The 16405-nt window shown below is 67.1% G+C and carries 17 protein-coding genes and 1 pseudogene; 5 read left to right on the plus strand and 13 right to left on the minus strand.

Annotated features, from left to right (window positions below):
- From G3N61_RS05315 to G3N61_RS40230, 12 genes and pseudogenes are all read right to left on the minus strand, one after another.
- Positions 1-638: PfkB family carbohydrate kinase (locus tag G3N61_RS05315; RefSeq protein ID WP_205821795.1), on the minus strand; the 638-nt coding region annotated here is incomplete at its 3' end.
- Complete coding sequence (locus tag G3N61_RS05320) at positions 635-1666, minus strand: LacI family DNA-binding transcriptional regulator (protein ID WP_011351902.1); 1032 nt, start codon at positions 1664-1666, stop codon at positions 635-637. The genes G3N61_RS05315 and G3N61_RS05320, both read right to left, overlap by 4 nt.
- A gap of 35 nt (positions 1667-1701) precedes the next feature.
- Complete coding sequence (locus G3N61_RS05325; protein WP_043182744.1) at positions 1702-2721, minus strand: ABC transporter permease; 1020 nt, start codon at positions 2719-2721, stop codon at positions 1702-1704.
- The gene (locus G3N61_RS05330) at positions 2718-4331 is read right to left on the minus strand and encodes a sugar ABC transporter ATP-binding protein (protein ID WP_205821796.1); all 1614 of its coding nucleotides are present in this window, start codon (positions 4329-4331) and stop codon (positions 2718-2720) included. The genes G3N61_RS05325 and G3N61_RS05330 overlap by 4 nt, the downstream gene beginning before the upstream one ends.
- Before the next feature lie 145 nt (positions 4332-4476).
- On the minus strand, positions 4477-5427 hold the full coding sequence (locus tag G3N61_RS05335) for a sugar ABC transporter substrate-binding protein (RefSeq protein ID WP_043182740.1): 951 nt from the start codon (positions 5425-5427) through the stop codon (positions 4477-4479).
- A 277-nt stretch (positions 5428-5704) separates the two neighbouring features.
- Positions 5705-6091 (minus strand): DUF805 domain-containing protein, encoded by a 387-nt coding sequence (locus tag G3N61_RS05340; protein ID WP_043182738.1) that lies wholly within the window; start codon positions 6089-6091, stop codon positions 5705-5707.
- A gap of 491 nt (positions 6092-6582) precedes the next feature.
- On the minus strand, positions 6583-7509 hold the full coding sequence (locus G3N61_RS05345; RefSeq protein WP_043182737.1) for a CysB family HTH-type transcriptional regulator: 927 nt from the start codon (positions 7507-7509) through the stop codon (positions 6583-6585).
- Between the two features lie 78 nt (positions 7510-7587).
- Positions 7588-8646, minus strand: a complete 1059-nt coding sequence (locus G3N61_RS05350) for a sulfate ABC transporter ATP-binding protein (RefSeq protein ID WP_043182735.1) — start codon at positions 8644-8646, stop codon at positions 7588-7590.
- Positions 8647-8659: 13 nt separating this feature from the next.
- Entirely contained in the window at positions 8660-9610 is a 951-nt protein-coding gene (gene cysW, locus G3N61_RS05355; RefSeq protein ID WP_089450424.1) for a sulfate ABC transporter permease subunit CysW, read from the minus strand.
- Complete coding sequence (gene cysT, locus G3N61_RS05360) at positions 9607-10500, minus strand: sulfate ABC transporter permease subunit CysT (protein WP_089450423.1); 894 nt, start codon at positions 10498-10500, stop codon at positions 9607-9609. Before cysT ends, cysW begins: the two co-directional genes overlap by 4 nt.
- A gap of 122 nt (positions 10501-10622) precedes the next feature.
- Positions 10623-11660: a sulfate ABC transporter substrate-binding protein gene (locus G3N61_RS05365; RefSeq protein WP_043182729.1), complete on the minus strand. Its 1038-nt coding sequence runs from the start codon at positions 11658-11660 to the stop codon at positions 10623-10625.
- A gap of 183 nt (positions 11661-11843) precedes the next feature.
- A pseudogene (locus G3N61_RS40230) lies at positions 11844-11954 on the minus strand (sodium:proton symporter); the annotation flags it as partial.
- Here G3N61_RS40230 and lexA point away from each other — a divergent pair.
- The 3 genes from lexA to G3N61_RS05380 are packed head-to-tail and all read left to right on the plus strand — an operon-like array spanning position 11925 to position 13698.
- Positions 11925-12572, plus strand: a complete 648-nt coding sequence (gene lexA / locus G3N61_RS05370) for a transcriptional repressor LexA (RefSeq protein WP_009689103.1) — start codon at positions 11925-11927, stop codon at positions 12570-12572. The pseudogene G3N61_RS40230 and the gene lexA sit on opposite strands and share 30 nt — an antisense overlap.
- 26 nt (positions 12573-12598) lie before the next feature.
- Positions 12599-12934 carry a hypothetical protein gene (locus G3N61_RS05375; protein ID WP_043182727.1) on the plus strand — a complete coding sequence of 112 codons (336 nt, stop codon included), beginning with the start codon at positions 12599-12601 and terminating at the stop codon, positions 12932-12934.
- A 29-nt stretch (positions 12935-12963) separates the two neighbouring features.
- On the plus strand, positions 12964-13698 hold the full coding sequence (locus G3N61_RS05380; protein ID WP_205821842.1) for a DUF2939 domain-containing protein: 735 nt from the start codon (positions 12964-12966) through the stop codon (positions 13696-13698).
- A 97-nt stretch (positions 13699-13795) separates the two neighbouring features.
- Here the strand turns inward: G3N61_RS05380 and G3N61_RS05385 are convergent, their stop codons facing one another.
- Positions 13796-14293 carry a universal stress protein gene (locus G3N61_RS05385; RefSeq protein ID WP_011351890.1) on the minus strand — a complete coding sequence of 166 codons (498 nt, stop codon included), beginning with the start codon at positions 14291-14293 and terminating at the stop codon, positions 13796-13798.
- 337 nt (positions 14294-14630) lie between these two features.
- Between G3N61_RS05385 and nodI the strand changes: the two genes are divergently transcribed.
- Both nodI and G3N61_RS05395 read left to right on the plus strand, forming a co-directional pair.
- Positions 14631-15545, plus strand: a complete 915-nt coding sequence (nodI, locus tag G3N61_RS05390; RefSeq protein ID WP_205821797.1) for a nodulation factor ABC transporter ATP-binding protein NodI — start codon at positions 14631-14633, stop codon at positions 15543-15545.
- A 6-nt stretch (positions 15546-15551) separates the two neighbouring features.
- Positions 15552-16385, plus strand: a complete 834-nt coding sequence (locus G3N61_RS05395) for an ABC transporter permease (RefSeq protein WP_043182723.1) — start codon at positions 15552-15554, stop codon at positions 16383-16385.
- Positions 16386-16405 lie beyond the last annotated feature (20 nt).

Here is a 16405-nt window from a genome sequence, read left to right on the forward strand (position 1 = left end):
GCGGCTTCCGCCTCCGCCGGGTCGCGCACGGGCAGCGCGGTCAGCGCGGCGGCCTCGACCTCGTTCGGGATCAGGTAATCGACGAGCGGCAGCCAGCCGTCCGGCAGCGGTGCGACGGCCGGGGCCGGATTGAGCACCACCGTGCGGCCGAGCCGACGCCCGGCCGACAGCGCGGCGAACACCGCGTCCGGCGGCGTTTCGAGCTGGCAGATAACGACGTCGGCCGACGCCAGTGCGGCCTCGTGCTGCGCGACCATATCGGTCGTGACCTCGCCGTTGCCGCCCGCGACGATCACGATCGCGTTCTGGCTCGCATCGTCGACGACGATCAGCGCAACGCCGGTCGCTGCCGACGCGCTCGTCGCGAGCCCCGCGCAATCGATCCCCTCGGCTTCGAGGCCCGCGCGCAGGGCCGCGCCATGCGCATCCGCGCCGACGCAGCCGATCATCGCGACTTGCGCACCAAGCCGCGCAGCGGCGACGGCCTGGTTACCACCCTTGCCGCCCGCTGCCTGCGCGAACGCGTGGCCGGCGAGCGTTTCGCCCGGCAACGGCAGACGCGGCGCGCGCACGACGAGATCCATGTTGAGACTGCCGACCACCGTCACGCGGCCGGCGCCCGGTGCGAGCGCCGTCATGCGCGACCGCCGGAGGCCGGCGGCTCGCGGTAGATCGCGGTCGATTCACGCAGCACGAGGCGCGGCGATACGACGCGGCGGCGGCTCGGCACGGCCGTCGAGCCGCCTCCGATCCGCTCGATCAGCGTCTGCGCGGCCATTTCGCCGAGCGCGCGCACCGACTGGCCGACCGTCGACAGTGCCGGATACGTGTAGCGGGAAAATTCGATGTCGTCGAACCCGATGATCGAACAGTCGTCCGGCACGCGCATGCCGCGCTCGGCCGCCGCGCGCAGCGCGCCGACGCCCATCAGGTCGTTGCCCGCGAAGATCGCGCTCGGCCGCACCGATTCGAACAGCCGCGACGCCGCGTGATAACCGCCGAGGCACGAGAAGTCGCTCTCCGCGATCGCGCCCGGCACGATGTCGACCCCGCGCTCGGCCATCGCGCGGATGAAGCCGTGCACGCGCATCGCGCTGACGGCCGTGTCGGTCGGCCCCGTGATGCAGCCGATCTTCGCGTGCCCGAGCTCGAGCAGGTGCCGCGTCGCCAGGTACGCGCCGCGCTCGTGGTCGATCTGCACGAGATCGGCCGCGAGCCCCTCGATGTTGCGGTCGACGACGACGAGCGGCGCGTGAATATCCGCGAGCGTCTGCGCGAGCACTGCATCCTCGCCGGCCGATGCGACGATCAGCCCGTCGATGCGCTTTTCCTGCAGCACGCGCAGGTAGTTGCGCTGCTTCACCGGATCGTCGTCCGAGTTGCAGAAGAACACGCAATAGCCATTGGCCGCGCACTGATCCTCGATGCCGCGCGCAAGCTCCGCGAAGTACGGATTCGTGCTGTTCGGCACGACGAGGCCGATGGTCGCCGTCGCACGCGCCTTCAGCGAGCGCGCCACGGCCGACGGCACGTAGTTCAGCTCGCGGATTGCGCCCTCGACCTTCGCACGCACATCCGCGGACACCGGCCGCGAATTGTTCACCACGTGCGAGACGGTCGTAAACGACACGCCCGCCATGGCCGCCACATCCTTGATCGTCGCCATTTCCCGTTTCTCTCTGGTCTGTTCTGTCTGTCTTTTTACCGCACGCGTGTGCGCCGGCTGCGATACGTATCGAGCACGACTGCCACCACGATTACCGCGCCGGTGATGATCCGTTTCGTCGGTTCGTTCGCACCGATCTGCGCAAGCCCCGCGGCCAGCACGGAGATGATCAACACGCCGAAGAACGTGCTGATCACCGAGCCGCGCCCGCCCATCAGGCTCGTGCCGCCGATCACGACGGCCGCGATCACCTGCAGTTCGAGGCCCACGCCCGCGTTCGGGTCGGCCGCCTCGAGCCGCGAAATCTGGAACAGCGATGCGAGCCCGGCGAGCGCGCCCATCAGTGCGAATACGAGAATTTTATATGGCCGGGGGTTAACCCCTGCAAGTCGGACGGCTTCCTCGTTCGTGCCGATCCCGACGAGATAGCGTCCGAACACGGTGCGCGTCAGCACGAACTGGGCCGCGATCATCACCGCGACCGCGATCAGGAATGCCGGCGAGATGCCGAGCGCGATCGGGTTCGACAGGAAATCGAACGCGTCGCCGATATAGGCCGTGCGCGAATTCGTCAGCTGGTACGCGACGCCGCGCGCGGCCTCCAGCACGCCGAGCGACACGATGAACGACGGAATCCGCCAGCCGACCGTGACCGCGCCCGTCAGCGCGCCCGTGACGGTCGCGACCGCGATGCCGATCAGCGCGGCCGGCAGCGGTCCCCACTGCCATTTCAGCGCGGCGACGCTGACCATCGACGCGGCGAGCGCGAGCACCGAGCCGACCGACAGGTCGATCCCGGCGATGATCAGCACGAAGGTCATCCCGACCGACATCACGACGAGATCGGGAATCTGGTTCGCGATCGTGCTGAACGTGTCGTAGGTCAGGAAATGCGAGCTCAGCACCGAAAACAGCACGATCATCGCGGCGAGCGCGCCGGCGAGCCCGAGATAGTTCGACAGCCCGAGCCGCGTGCCGGACAGCGTGCGCGCGCGGCGCCCCGTCACGTCCTGCTGCGCGCCTGCGTCGGTCGGGGATACGGGAGGCTGGGTCATGGCTGTCGTCCTGTCGTCGAAGTGCCCGGAGCGGCGCCTGGCGCCTGCCCCGCGTCCGGATGCCGTGTGCCGCCCGGCGGCGTCTCGCGGCCGAAGCCGGCGAACGCCGCGGCCAGCAGCGCATCCTGGGTCCAGTTGCCGCGTTCGAACACGGCGGTCATGCGGCCGGCCGACATCACGCCGATCCGGTCGCAGATCAGCATCAGCTCGCGCAGGTCGCTCGACACGACGACGAGCGCGCGGCCTTCGCGCGCGAGCGCTCCCATCAGCGTGTAGATCTCGAACTTTGCGCCGACGTCGATCCCGCGGGTCGGCTCGTCGAACAGCAGCACGCCCATGTCGCGCGCGAGCCAGCGGCCGATCACGACTTTCTGCTGATTGCCGCCCGACAGCTCGCCGACCGCCTGCGCCGCACCGTGCGTGCGGATCCGCAGCGCATCGATCTGCTGCTCGGCGAGCGCCGTTTCGCGCGCGCTGTCGACGATGCCGCCGCGCGCGAGCCGGTCGAGCTGGCCGAGCGACACGTTCGCGGTGATCGACTGCGACAGCAGCAGCCCTTCGCCCTTGCGATCCTCGGTGATCAGCGCGATGCCGTGCTTCACCGCCTCGACGGGCGAACCGATCCGCGCCGGCTTCAGCGGCTGGCCGACCGCAATCGTCCCCGCATCCGGCGTATCGGCGCCGTATATCAGCCGCAGCAGCTCGGTGCGTCCCGCGCCGATCAGCCCGGAGATGCCGAAAATCTCGCCCGCACGGACTTCGAGCGACACGTCGCGCACCGCCGTGCCGCGGGTGAGGCCCGACACGACGAGCCGCGGCGCGCCGATACGGCGCTCGCCGAGATCGATGTGCTCGCCGATCTCGCGCCCGACCATCAGCGTGACGAGCCCGTCGGACGTCGTCGCCGCCATGTCGCCCGCATGGACGAGCCGGCCGTCGCGCAACACCGCGACCCGCTCGGCGACGCGCGCGAGCTCCTCGAGCCGGTGCGAGATGTAGACGATCGCGACGCCGCGCGCCTTCAGCCGGTCGATCTGCTCGAACAGCAGCTCGACTTCGCGCGCGGTCAGCATCGCGGTCGGTTCGTCGAGAATCAGCACGCGACAGTCGCCGATCAGGTTACGCGCGATCTCGACCATCTGCTGATGGCCGATGCCGAGCGCGCCCACCGGCGTATCGGGATCGACGGTGTCGAGCCCGACCTGTGCCATCGCGGCCCGCGCATCGTCGCGCAGCCGCGCGCGATCGATGATCCCGAAGCGCCGCGGCAGGCGATTCAGGAACAGGTTTTCGGCGATCGTCAGTGTCGGCAGCAGGTTCAGCTCCTGCATCACCATGCGCACGCCGAGCGCTTCGGCCTGGGTCCGGCTCGCCGGTGCATACGGCTGGCCGCCGAGCTGCATCGTGCCGGTGGTCGGTTCGACGAGCCCGCCGATGATCTTCGACAACGTGCTCTTGCCTGCGCCGTTCTCGCCCGTCAACGCAAGCGCGTGGCCCGGCTCGAGCGCCAGCGTGACGTCAGCGAGCACGGGTTCGGCATAGGTCTTGCCGATGCCGGATACGGACAGCACGGGAGTGGCTGCGCGGGAGGGTTGGAAGGTCGGGTCCATCGCGATCCTGGTTGCGGCCGCGCGCACGCGGCGCGCGGGTGTGACGCTCACAAGTGCATGTGCATGCAGTGGCCGTGATCGCGCTCACCCCGGATAACGGCCGCCGCGCCAAATTCTTGAGGGCGGCGGCCGCATCGGAGCTGCATCACTTCGTCACGAGATCCACCGGCGTCTCGACCACGCCCGACATGTCGGCCTGCTTGCGATGCTCGGCGATCGCCTTGAGCGCCGTGTCGATGCCGAACACCGCCTGCTTCGCCGCGTACTGATCGGCGGTCGCGAGCACGCGGCCGTCCTTCAGCATCGGCTTGATCGCGTTGATGTTGTCGTAGCCGACCACGAGCACCTTGCCCTGCTTGCCGGCCGCGCGCACGGCCGACACGGCGCCGATCGCCATGTTGTCGTTGCCGCACAGCAGCGCCTTCAGGTTCGGGTATTCGTTCAGCATCGCGGCCGCGACCGCATTGCCCTTGTCGATCTCCCATTCGCCGGACTGCACCGACACGACCTTCATCCCGCCCGCCTTCATCGCGTCCTGGAAGCCGGCCGTGCGCTGCTGCGCGTTGGTGGTGGTCGACACGCCTTCGACGATGCCGACCTGATCGCCTGCCTTCAGCCGCTTCGCGAGGTAATCGCCGATCTTGCGCGCGCCCTTGCGGTTGTCCGGGCCGACGAACGGCACATTGAGGTTCTTCGACTTCAGCACGTCGGGGTCGAGCCGGTTGTCGATGTTCACGACGATGATGCCCGCGTCGACCGCCTTCTTCACGACCGGCACGAGCGCCTTCGAATCGGCCGGCGCGAGCACGATCGCGTCGACCTTCGACACGATCATCTGCTCGACGATGCGGATCTGGTTCGCGGTGTCGGTCTCGTCCTTGATGCCGTTGGTGATCAGGTCGAACTGGCTCGCGTTGTGTTTCTGGTATTCCTTCGCGCCCGTTTCCATCGTCAGGAAGAACTCGTTGGCGAGCGACTTCATCACGAGCGCGACCTTCGGCTTGGCCGTCGATTGCGCGTGGACGGCCGGTGCGGCGGCGACCGCGACAGCGGCGAGCGCGGCGGTCAGGAAGCGACGGCGAAAGAGGACATTCATACACATCTCCTGGCGACTGGCCCCAAGGGCCGGACAATTGTTTGACTGTTGTTTTAATGTGAGCAAACGTTTGCGCCACACTACCCGGACAACGGCCATCGATGCTGCTGTCGGTACCACGGAATGGAAGCGAGGCAGACGGCCGACTGCCTGACGCGTGCTGTCGTTGACACGCCACCGCCGGCGGGACGCCGGCGGAGTGAAGGCTATGCTGTACCGATTCGTGTCGGCGCGCAACCTGTCTGATCAATATTTAAGGGTTTATTCGGAGCGCGCGTCACGCCGGATCATGCGGCGCCGGCGCGTCTTCATCAACCGACGGCGGCTCGCCGAACCGGTTCGCCTGCGGCGTGCCGGCGATGAAGCCGTTCATCACGAACAATGCGAGCGAGCCGACGATCGGCACGAACAACAACAGCATCCACCATCCCGACTTGTCGATGTCGTGCAGCCGCTTCACGCCGACCGCAATCGACGACCACACCGCGATGACCGCGATGACGACGCCCACCAGCACCACAAGCAGCGGCAGATCGTCAGTCGACGAGCCGCGCGAACCCGCATCGAAAAACGCGCAGAGCAAAGCGTAAGCCAGTGCGTAGATCCACCACGGCAGGCGCCCGATTCGGCCTTCGAAGGAAAAGAGAAACCATTTCAGATTCATTGTTTAGCGCTTCGTCACGTGTGTTGCGTACTGCGCAATATGTCGCCGAGTGTGTCGGAGTCGGCAATCCGCGCGCATGGTTCCATAAACGCGATCCGGCTGTCGGTCATACGTCCCGCGGTTCGTTCCGGCGCGTTGCATTGCGCCGCTGTGCGGACCTGTCGGTCAGGAGCGTGGCCGAGGGCATCCGTCCGCCGGCATTCACGCGCATTGAATCACATCCGTGTGGAAACGGGTCGCCCGGTATGGCAGATGACCGCACCCGAAACGGGGCGCTCGAACGTGCTGTGTTGATGGTGTGCCGGCAGGCGACCGCATCTCGCTCGCCGCGTGGGGCGATGAATCGGACTGGACGATGGCGGTCGATGATTCGGTGAATCGAACCACCAAGGCGGCGGCAGATCGCGTGCCGCCGCCCAATGCATGACAACCCGCGCAGGGACGTCGCGCCATCCGCTGCAACGGCGCGGATGGCGCGCGACGCGCTGTCGTCAAACGGCTTCGCGCAACAGCCCCGCGATTTCCGCTTCGTTCAGGTGCGGCGCGAACATCTCGATCAGCCGGTACGCATACGCGCGCAGGAACGCGCCCTTGCGCAACCCGACCCGCGTCGTGCTCGCCTCGAACAGGTGCTGCGTGTCGAGCGCGACGAGCCCCGTGTCGCGCTGCGGATCGTAGGCCATCGCCGCGACGACGCCGATCCCCATCCCGAGTTCGACGTAGGTCTTGATCACGTCCGCGTCGATCGCGGTCAGCACGACGTCGGGCACGGCCCCCGCCTGCGTGAACGCCTGATCGATGTGCGAGCGGCCCGTGAAGTCCTGGTCGTACGTGATGATCGGGTACTCGGCGATTTCCTCGAGCGTGAGGTTCTCGCGGCCGACGAGCGGATGATCCTTCGGCACGACCACCGTGTGGTGCCACGAATAGCACGGGAACGTGACGATGTCCGGGTAGCGGTCGAGCGCCTCGGTCGAGATGCCGAGATCGGCCTCGCCGTTCAGGATCATCTGCGCGATCTGCTGCGGGCTGCCCTGGCGCAGCGCGAGATGCACCTTCGGGAACACCTCGGTGAACTGCCGGATCACCTTCGGCAGCGCGTAGCGCGCTTGCGTGTGGGTCGTTGCGACGACGAGGTGGCCGCTGTCCTGGTCGGCGAACTGGCGCGCGACACGGCGCAGGTTCTCGGCATCGAGCAGCATCCGCTCGATCAGCTGGTGCACGGCCTTGCCGGGCTCGGTGAGCCCCGTCAGCCGCTTGCCGCGCCGGATGAAGATGTCGACGCCGAGCTCGTCCTCGAGATCCTTGATCTGCTTCGACACGCCCGACTGCGACGTGTACAGCACGTTCGCGACTTCCGTCAGGTTCATGTTCTGGCGCACCGCTTCGCGCACGAAGCGCAGTTGCTGAAAATTCATGGGTATGCCTCTTAGGCTGTCGTTGTTTGCTTGTGTAACCGGAGCGGCACCCGCCCCCTCCTGCCCTGCACCCGCGCGTCAGCGCGCGGGGAATACGCGCACCGCGCGCGGCACGGCCGTCGCGCCGTCGCCGACCTGCAGCGACAGCGCACGCCACGCGTCGCGGTCGAGTTCGGCTTCGAGCGCGCCGCCTGCGCGCGCCTCGAGCTCCACGCGCACCGAACCGCCCAGCGGGATCACACGGCGCACGTCCACTGCGATGCCGTCGCGGTGCCCTTCGCCCGCCGGCCACAGCTGCAGGTCGTGCGGCCGCACGTACGCATTCGCGGGGCCCGCGAAATCGGCGTCGACCTCGATCGGCGCGGCTGCGCCCTCGGCGACGAAGCCGCGCCCGGCGACCGTGCCCGGCAACCGGTTGGCCGCGCCGAGGAACTCGTAGACGAACGCGCTCTGCGGATGATCGTAGACGTCCTGCGGGCTGCCGACCTGCTCGACGTGGCCGCGGTTCAGCACGACGATGCGATCCGCGACTTCCAGCGCCTCTTCCTGATCGTGCGTGACGAAGATCGTCGAGATGTGCAGGTCGTCGTGCAGACGACGCAGCCAGCCGCGCAGCTCCTTGCGGACTTTCGCGTCAAGTGCGCCGAACGGTTCGTCGAGCAGCAGCACCTTCGGTTCGACCGCGAGCGCGCGGGCCAGCGCGATCCGCTGGCGCTGGCCGCCCGACAGCTCGGACGGATAGCGCTGCGCGAGCCAGTCGAGCTGCACGAGCTTCAGCAGCTCGTGTACCTTGTCGCGGATCACGCTTTCCGATGGCCGCTCGCGGCGCGGCTTCACGCGCAGCCCGAACGCGACGTTCTCGAATACCGTCATGTGGCGGAACAGCGCGTAGTGCTGGAACACGAAACCGACCTGGCGCTCGCGCGCGCCGACCGACGCGACGTCGAGCCCCTGCAGCACGACCTGCCCCGCATCCGCGTGCTCGAGGCCCGCGATCACGCGCAGCAGCGTGGTCTTGCCGCAGCCGGACGGCCCGAGCAGCGCGACCAGTTCGCCCGGCGGAAAATCGAGCGATACGTTGTCGAGCGCCGTGAAATCGCCGAAGCGCTTCTGAAGGTGACGGACGGTGATACCCATTCTGGTTGCCTCTTTACGATTTCGACGAAACGACGGCGACGGGGCCGGCATGTGCGGGAGCGGTATCGCGCGCGCCGGCCAGTTCGGCGGCCAGGTGGCGCTCGGCGAGCAGCTTCAGCGCGAGCGTGACGAGCGCGAGCAGCGCCAGCACCGACGCCACCGCGAACGCCGCCGCGAAGTTGTATTCGTTGTACAGGATCTCGACGTGCAGCGGCATCGTGTCGGTCACGCCGCGAATGTGGCCGGACACGACCGACACCGCGCCGAACTCGCCCATCGCGCGCGCGTTGCACAGGATCACGCCGTACAGCAGGCCCCACCTCACGTTCGGCAGCGTCACGCGACGGAAGATCTGCCAGCCCGATGCGCCGAGCACGCGCGCGGCCTCTTCCTCGTCGGTGCCTTGCGCCTGCATCAGCGGAATCAGTTCGCGCGCGACGAACGGAAACGTGACGAAGATCGTCGCGAGCACGATGCCCGGTACCGCGAAGATGATCTGCACGTCGTGATCCTGCAGCCACGGCCCGAGCCAGCCCTGCGCGCCGAACAGCAGCACGTAGACGAGGCCGGAGATCACCGGCGACACCGAGAACGGCAGGTCGATCAGCGTCGTCAGCAACGCCTTGCCGCGGAACTCGAACTTCGCGATCGCCCACGACGCGCACACGCCGAACACGAGGTTCAGCGGCACGGCGATCGCGGCGACGGTCAGCGTCAGCTTGATCGCCGCCCACGCATCGGGGTCGGCGAGCGATTCCAGATAGAAGCCGATGCCCTTGCGCAGCGCCTCGACGAACACCGCGGCAAGCGGCACGACGAGGAAGAACGCAAGAAACGCCAGCGCGATGCCCGTGAGCAGCCAGCGCACGACGCGCGACTCGCTGACGGGGTCGAGCCGCTTTGCGGCGCGCCCTTGCGCAGCCGAAGACGGGGTTTTCAGCACGACGGTGGCCTCCTGGCTCATTGCTGGCCTCCTGCTGCGACGGCGGCGACGGTGGCGGGCGCGGGGCCGCTCGCGCCCTTGCTGGTGCGGCGCTGCAGATACCACTGCAGCGTGTTGATCAGCAGCAGCATCAGGAACGACACGACGAGCATCACGACCGCGAGCGCGGTCGCGCCCGCGTAGTCGTACTGCTCGAGCTTCGTGATGATGAGCAGCGACGTGATCTCGGATTTCATCGGCACGTTGCCGGCGATGAAGATCACCGAGCCGTATTCGCCGAGCGCGCGCGCGAACGCCAGTGCGAACCCGGTGAGGAGCGCCGGCAGCACGGCCGGCAGCACGACGCGGCGGAACGTCAGCCAGCGCGACGCGCCGAGGCACGCGGCGGCCTCTTCCTGCTCGCGCTCGAAATCCTCGAGCACCGGCTGCACCGTGCGCACGACGAACGGCAGCCCGATGAAGGTCAGCGCGACCAGCACGCCGGCCGGCGTAAACGCGATCTTGATGCCGAGCGGCGCGAGATACTGGCCGACCCAGCCGTTGGTCGCATAGACGGCCGCGAGCGAAATGCCGGCGACCGACGTCGGCAGCGCGAACGGCAGGTCGACGATCGCATCGACGAGGCGCTTGAACGGGAACGTGTAGCGCACGAGCACCCACGCGACGAGGAAACCGAACACGGCGTTGATCAGCGCGCCGCCGAGGGCGGACAAGAACGTCAGCCGGTACGACGCGAGCACGCGCGGCGACGTGACGGCGGTGACGAACTGGTCCCACGACAGCGTCGCGGTCTTCAGGAACGTGGCGGCGAGCGGGATCAGCACCACGAGGCTCAAATAGGCCACCGTGATGCCTAGCGTCACGCCGAAACCGGGCAGCGCGCTCGGCTTGCGAAAGGTGTACGTCGTCATCGGATGCTCTTGCTGGGTCGTTGCTGCTCACGGGTCCGACGCAAACGCCGGCGCGATGCATTGCGCCGGCGGGCCGTCGGGGATGCGGCGCGCTGTCGTGGCGCACCGCTGTCGTTATGGCGTTACTGCGGCTTGTAGATCGAATCGAACACGCCGCCGTCCGCGAAATGCGTCTTCTGCGCATTCGTCCAGCCGCCGAAGGTATCGTCGACCGTGTACAGCTTCAGCTTCGGGAACTGCTTCGTCAGCTCCGCCGGCACGTTCTTCGAACGCGGCCGGTAGTAGTTGCGCGCCGCGATCTCCTGGCCCTGCGGGCTGTACAGGAAGTTCAGGTACGCCTCGGCCAGCTTGCGCGTGCCCTTCTTGTCGACCACCTTGTCGACCACCGCGACGGGCGGTTCGGCCAGGATGCTTACCGACGGCACGACGATCTCGAACTTGTCGGTGCCGAACTCCTTGACCGACAGGAACGCCTCGTTCTCCCATGCGATCAGCACGTCGCCGATCCCGCGCTGCACGAAGCTCGTGGTCGCGCCGCGCGCGCCCGAATCGAGCACGCCCGCGTTCTTGTAGAGCTTGGTGACGAATTCCTTCGCCGTCTGCTCGTTGCCGCCCGGCTTGTGCAGCGCGTACGCCCAGGCAGCCAGGTAGTTCCAGCGCGCGCCGCCGGACGTCTTCGGATTCGGCGTGACGATCGAGATACCCGGCTTGGTCAGGTCGTCCCAGTCCTTGATCCCCTTCGGATTGCCCTTGCGCACCAGGAACACGATCGTCGACGTATACGGCGACGCGTTGTCGGGCAGGCGTTTCTGCCAGTCCTTGTTGACGAGCCCCTTGTTCGCGAGCGCGTCGATGTCGTACGCGAGTGCCAGCGTGACGACGTCGGCCTGCAGGCCGTCGAGCACCGAGCGCGCCTGCGCGCCCGAACCGCCGTGCGACTGCTTGAAGTTGACCGTCTCGCCCGTCCTGGCCTTCCACTCCTTGCCGAACGCCTGGTTGAAGTCCTGATACAGCTCGCGCGTCGGGTCGTACGACACGTTCAGGAACGTCGTATCGGCCTGCGCGTGCGTCGCGACGCCCAGCGCCGCCGCCGCGCCCAGCGCGAGTGTTGCGATCAGGCGGCCCACTCCGCCCACCAGCCCCGTATTGCGCTTGCCCATCCTTGGTTCTCCAGTGTTGTCGGTATTGCGATGTCGGGCCAGTCTAACGAACGGGTTACATGATTAAAAATAATCGTTCCTCATTTTTTAATACTCAAAAGTGCTAACGCAGACGGGATGGACGGTTGCGGCAGATGAACCGGCGTCCGGACGTCGCGAAATCGCGCCGGAACCGGCGTGATCGCGTCGAACCTCACGTAACACTTGAAATTCGCGAACTACTGTATAAAAATACAGCTCACTGTCTATCCATACAGTTCAGCCATGACCAAACTCACCGCCCGTCAGCAGCAAGTGTTCGACTTGATCCGCCGCGCGATCGAGCGCTCCGGATTCCCGCCCACCCGTGCCGAGATCGCGGCCGAGCTGGGCTTCAGCTCGCCGAATGCGGCCGAGGAGCACCTGCGCGCGCTGGCCCGCAAAGGCGTGATCGAGCTGGCCGCCGGTGCGTCGCGCGGCATCCGCCTGCTCGGCATCGACGACGCCCCGCACCAGTTCACGCTGCCGCACGCCGGCCTGATGCAGCTGTCGCTGCCGCTCGTCGGCCGCGTCGCGGCCGGTAGCCCGATCCTCGCGCAGGAGCACATCTCGCAGCATTACGCGTGCGATCCCGCGCTGTTCTCCAGCAAGCCCGACTACCTGCTGAAAGTGCGCGGCCTGTCGATGCGCGACGCCGGCATCCTCGACGGCGACCTCCTCGCCGTGCAGAAGCGCACGGAAGCGAAGGACGGCCAGATCATCGTCGCGCGTCTCGGCGACGACGTCACGGTCAAGCGCCTGATGCGCCGGCCGGGCGGTCTCGAGCTGATCGCGGAGAACCCGGATTACGAAAACATCTTCGTCAAGGCCGGCAGCGCGGAATTCGCGCTGGAAGGCATCGCCGTCGGGCTGATCCGCTCGGGCGAACTCTGACATTCCGTCTCGCTGAGGAGAACATCATGGAACGCCTTTCCCGTCTGCTGCCTTTCCGTCAATTCGGTCGCCTGCGTCACCTGCGCGGCCGCACGCCCTGCGCACCGCTGTCCGCGGCGGCGCCTGTGCAAGAAGAAGTCGCAGTCGAACGGCAGGCGTCCCTGCTGCCGTCGGCGCTCCCCGCTTTCGCGCGGGTATCGCTGAACGCCGGCCTGAATCACGCGGAACCCGCACGCCGCGCACCGGTGCGCGTCTATCACGGCCGCTCGCGCCTGATCATGGTCGGCACGATCGATGCCGTGTGCCGGATGATCGATCGCTGCATCGCAGAGGAACGATCGGCCACGCCAGGCGGTCTCTGATTGCGGAACATCCCCGCACCGGAGGCAACGTGACCGGATCGTCGAGCCGCGCCTGGCGGCTCAAGCCCCTGCTGATCGTCGTGCTGGCCGTCGCCATCATTGCGGCGATCGGCTATGCCTACGCGTCGCCGTACGTCGCGCTCGGTCGCCTGAAATCGGCGATCGATGCGCGCGACGCGCAGGCCATCAGTGAATATGTCGATTTTCCGTCGCTGCGCATCAGCCTCAAGCAGCAGGTCACGGAAGAGTTGATGCGCCGGATCGACGCGGTGAAGAAGAACAATCCGTTCGCGGTGATCGGCGCGCTGATCGGGTCTGCGCTGATCGGGTCTGCGCTGATCGGCCCGCTGGTCGATGCGTACGCGACCCCGGAGGGCGTGGCCGCGCTGATGAGCGGATTGCCGCCGCGTGGCAATCCGGGTGAGCGTCCACCGGAATGGTCGAATCTGCCGCCAGGCGGCAATGCACCGGGCAACGCGCCGGCCGCACCAACGGCCAATCCGGCACCGGCGAGCGCTGCGACTCCGGGCAGCAACGCAGCCGCTACGGCTGCGTCATCGCAACCACCCGCCGCTGCCGCACCGGCCAGCCCGGCCGATGCAACGCATTCGCCGCACCCGCAGCAAACCAGCGCCGGCTACCGGAATATCGACGAATTCGTCGTGACCTACCAGCGCAGTGCCGACGGCACGCGCTACGCGGCGATATTCCACCGCTTCGGCCTGTTCTCGTGGAAGTTGTCGGCGATCGACCTGCACGCTTGACCGGTCCTGACTGGCCACGGCCGTCGCCCGCGCCACTGACGTGGCACGACGCCTGACCGGCGCGATTCGCCGGTCAGGCAGTCATCGAATCATTGGATCATTTGCCGTTCGCCGTGGCCGCTTCACGCTCGCGCGCGATTTCGGCCTTCTGCTCCTGCGCCGACGAACATGCAACCAGAATGCTGCAGTTCACGCGATCGAGCAGTTGCGTGTTACCCGAGCCCATCCACCATCTCGACAGCCCGCTGCGGCACCGATGGCCGACCACAACCAGGTCGGCCTGCAGTTCCGTCGCGAGATTCGCGATTTCGTCGATCGGATAGCCGAACGCGAAATGGCCTTCGGCCTGCACGCCACGCTCGCGCAGCCAGTTCACCCCTTCCTGCAGGATTTCACGCGCGGTTTCCTCGAACCGGCCGCACGCGACGTCGGTCAGCAAACCCGCGCTCTGTGCAATGCTCGAGCGCATGTCGACGACCGACAGCAAATGCGTCTCGGCCTTCAGGTCCATCGCGAGATTGGCGCCGCAGCGCAATGCCTTGCGTCCTTCGAGCGTGCCGTCGTAACACAGCAGAATCTTGTTGTAGCTAGCCATGAAACCTCCCTATCGCAACAACGAGCCTACGCATTCATCATGGTGCGCCGCAATTCAGGACGCAAGGGATGGAAAACGCTGATTCGCCCCGCTCGGCGCGTGCGCGATGATGCGGTGCACGATCGGTGCGCGCATGCATCGCACCGTGCAGGCATGCCCTGAAGAGACGCAGCCGATGCACTAGAATGGCCCGTTCGTACTCCAGCGGGCCATCAGGCGCCGGCGTCGTGCGCTTCGGTCATGCCCGTGTGACACGCAATCGTCCGATCGGTTCGCCAACCGGCCACGCATCGGGCAGCGGAACGCTTCCGCGCCCGCTTACAACGACAACATGCCCATGTCCGTTGCACCGATCGATTTCCGGAACGTCGAAAAGCGCTATGGCGACAAGCTCGTCGTCAACGGCCTGTCCTTCACGGTACAGGCCGGCGAATGCTACGGCCTGCTCGGGCCGAACGGCGCCGGCAAGACCACCACGCTGAAAATGCTGCTCGGCCTCACGCATCCCGATGCGGGCACCATTTCGCTCTGCGGCGAACCGGTTCCATCGCGTGCGCGGCATGCGCGCCAGCGCGTCGGGGTCGTCCCGCAGTTCGACAATCTCGACCCCGACTTCACCGTGCGCGAGAACCTGCTCGTGTTCAGCCGCTATTTCGGCATGTCCGCGCAGGCTACGCGCGCGCTCGTGAAGCCGCTGCTCGAATTCGCGAAGCTCGAGAGCAAGGCCGATGCGAAGGTCGGCGAGCTGTCGGGCGGCATGAAGCGCCGCCTGACGCTCGCGCGCGCGCTCGTCAACGATCCCGATGTGCTGGTGCTCGACGAGCCGACGACGGGCCTCGACCCGCAGGCACGTCACCTCATGTGGGAACGCCTGCGCTCGCTGCTCGCACGCGGCAAGACGATCCTGATCACCACGCACTTCATGGAAGAAGCCGAACGCCTGTGCGACCGGCTGTGCGTGATCGAGGAAGGCCGCAAGATCGCCGAAGGCGCGCCGCACGCGCTGATCGAATCGGAAATCGGCTGCGACGTGATCGAGATCTACGGGCCCGATCCGGCCACGCTGCGCGACGAGCTGTCGGCGTTCGCGAAGCACACCGAGATCAGCGGCGAGACGCTGTTCTGCTACGTGAGCGACCCGGAACCGCTCAGTGCGCGGCTCAAGGGTCGCCCGGGGTTGCGCTATCTGCATCGCCCGGCCAATCTTGAAGATGTGTTCCTGCGGCTCACGGGCCGCGAAATGCAGGACTGATCGATCATGGACGTCCGCAACTATTCCACCGCCGCACCGTCGGCACCGCCGCGCGTGTCACGCTTCGCGATCGCGATGCCCGCCAACGCGACCAACTGGATCGCCGTCTGGCGGCGCAACTATCTCGTCTGGCGCAAGCTCGCGCTCGCATCGATGTTCGGCAATCTTGCCGATCCAATGATCTATCTGTTCGGGTTGGGGTTCGGGCTCGGGCTGATGCTCGGCCATGTCGACGGCGTGTCGTATATCGCGTTCCTCGCGGCCGGCACGGTCGGGTCGAGCGTGATGATGTCCGCGAGCTTCGAGTCGATGTATTCGGGCTTCTCGCGGATGCACGTGCAGCGCACGTGGGAAGCGATCATGCATACGCCGCTCGCGCTCGGCGACATCGTGCTCGGCGAGATCGTCTGGGGGGCCAGCAAGGCGATGCTGTCGGGGGCCGCGATCATGCTCGTCGCGGGGGCGCTCGGCTATGCGCAGTTTCCGTCGATGCTCGCGGCGCTGCCCGTGATCGCGCTCGCGGGCCTCGCGTTTGCAAGCATCGCGATGATCGTCACGGCGCTCGCGCCGTCCTACGATTTCTTCATGTTTTATCAGACGCTCGTGCTGACGCCGATGCTGCTGCTGTCGGGCGTGTTCTTCCCGACCACGCAGTTGCCGCCGATCGCCCAGCACGCTGCGCAGGCGCTGCCGCTCGCGAACGCGGTCGAGCTGATCCGGCCCGCGATGCTCGGCCGGCCGGCCACCGACGTCGCGCTGCATGTCGCGGTGCTCGCCGGCTACGCGGTCGGCGGCTTCCTGCTGTCCGCGTGGCTGTTCCGGCGGCGGATGATGCGCTGACAGCCGGCGCCCGGGCACCG

The organism is Burkholderia sp. Ac-20349, assembly GCF_017104865.1.
Taxonomy (GTDB): Bacteria; Pseudomonadota; Gammaproteobacteria; order Burkholderiales; family Burkholderiaceae; genus Burkholderia; species Burkholderia aenigmatica.

Coding starts and splice junctions, on each gene's coding strand:
- G3N61_RS05335 (WP_043182740.1), bottom strand. CDS start 5,427: ATGAATGTCCTCTTTCGCCGTCGCTTCCTGACCGCCGCGCTCGCCGCT.
- G3N61_RS05325 (WP_043182744.1), bottom strand. CDS start 2,721: ATGACCCAGCCTCCCGTATCCCCGACCGACGCAGGCGCGCAGCAGGAC.
- G3N61_RS05345 (WP_043182737.1), bottom strand. CDS start 7,509: ATGAATTTTCAGCAACTGCGCTTCGTGCGCGAAGCGGTGCGCCAGAAC.
- G3N61_RS05320 (WP_011351902.1), bottom strand. CDS start 1,666: ATGGCGACGATCAAGGATGTGGCGGCCATGGCGGGCGTGTCGTTTACG.
- G3N61_RS05375 (WP_043182727.1), top strand. CDS start 12,599: ATGGAACGCCTTTCCCGTCTGCTGCCTTTCCGTCAATTCGGTCGCCTG.
- G3N61_RS05330 (WP_205821796.1), bottom strand. CDS start 4,331: ATGGACCCGACCTTCCAACCCTCCCGCGCAGCCACTCCCGTGCTGTCC.
- nodI (WP_205821797.1), top strand. CDS start 14,631: ATGTCCGTTGCACCGATCGATTTCCGGAACGTCGAAAAGCGCTATGGC.
- cysT (WP_089450423.1), bottom strand. CDS start 10,500: ATGACGACGTACACCTTTCGCAAGCCGAGCGCGCTGCCCGGTTTCGGC.
- G3N61_RS05350 (WP_043182735.1), bottom strand. CDS start 8,646: ATGGGTATCACCGTCCGTCACCTTCAGAAGCGCTTCGGCGATTTCACG.
- lexA (WP_009689103.1), top strand. CDS start 11,925: ATGACCAAACTCACCGCCCGTCAGCAGCAAGTGTTCGACTTGATCCGC.
- G3N61_RS05395 (WP_043182723.1), top strand. CDS start 15,552: ATGGACGTCCGCAACTATTCCACCGCCGCACCGTCGGCACCGCCGCGC.
- G3N61_RS05340 (WP_043182738.1), bottom strand. CDS start 6,091: ATGAATCTGAAATGGTTTCTCTTTTCCTTCGAAGGCCGAATCGGGCGC.
- cysW (WP_089450424.1), bottom strand. CDS start 9,610: ATGAGCCAGGAGGCCACCGTCGTGCTGAAAACCCCGTCTTCGGCTGCG.
- G3N61_RS05365 (WP_043182729.1), bottom strand. CDS start 11,660: ATGGGCAAGCGCAATACGGGGCTGGTGGGCGGAGTGGGCCGCCTGATC.
- G3N61_RS05385 (WP_011351890.1), bottom strand. CDS start 14,293: ATGGCTAGCTACAACAAGATTCTGCTGTGTTACGACGGCACGCTCGAA.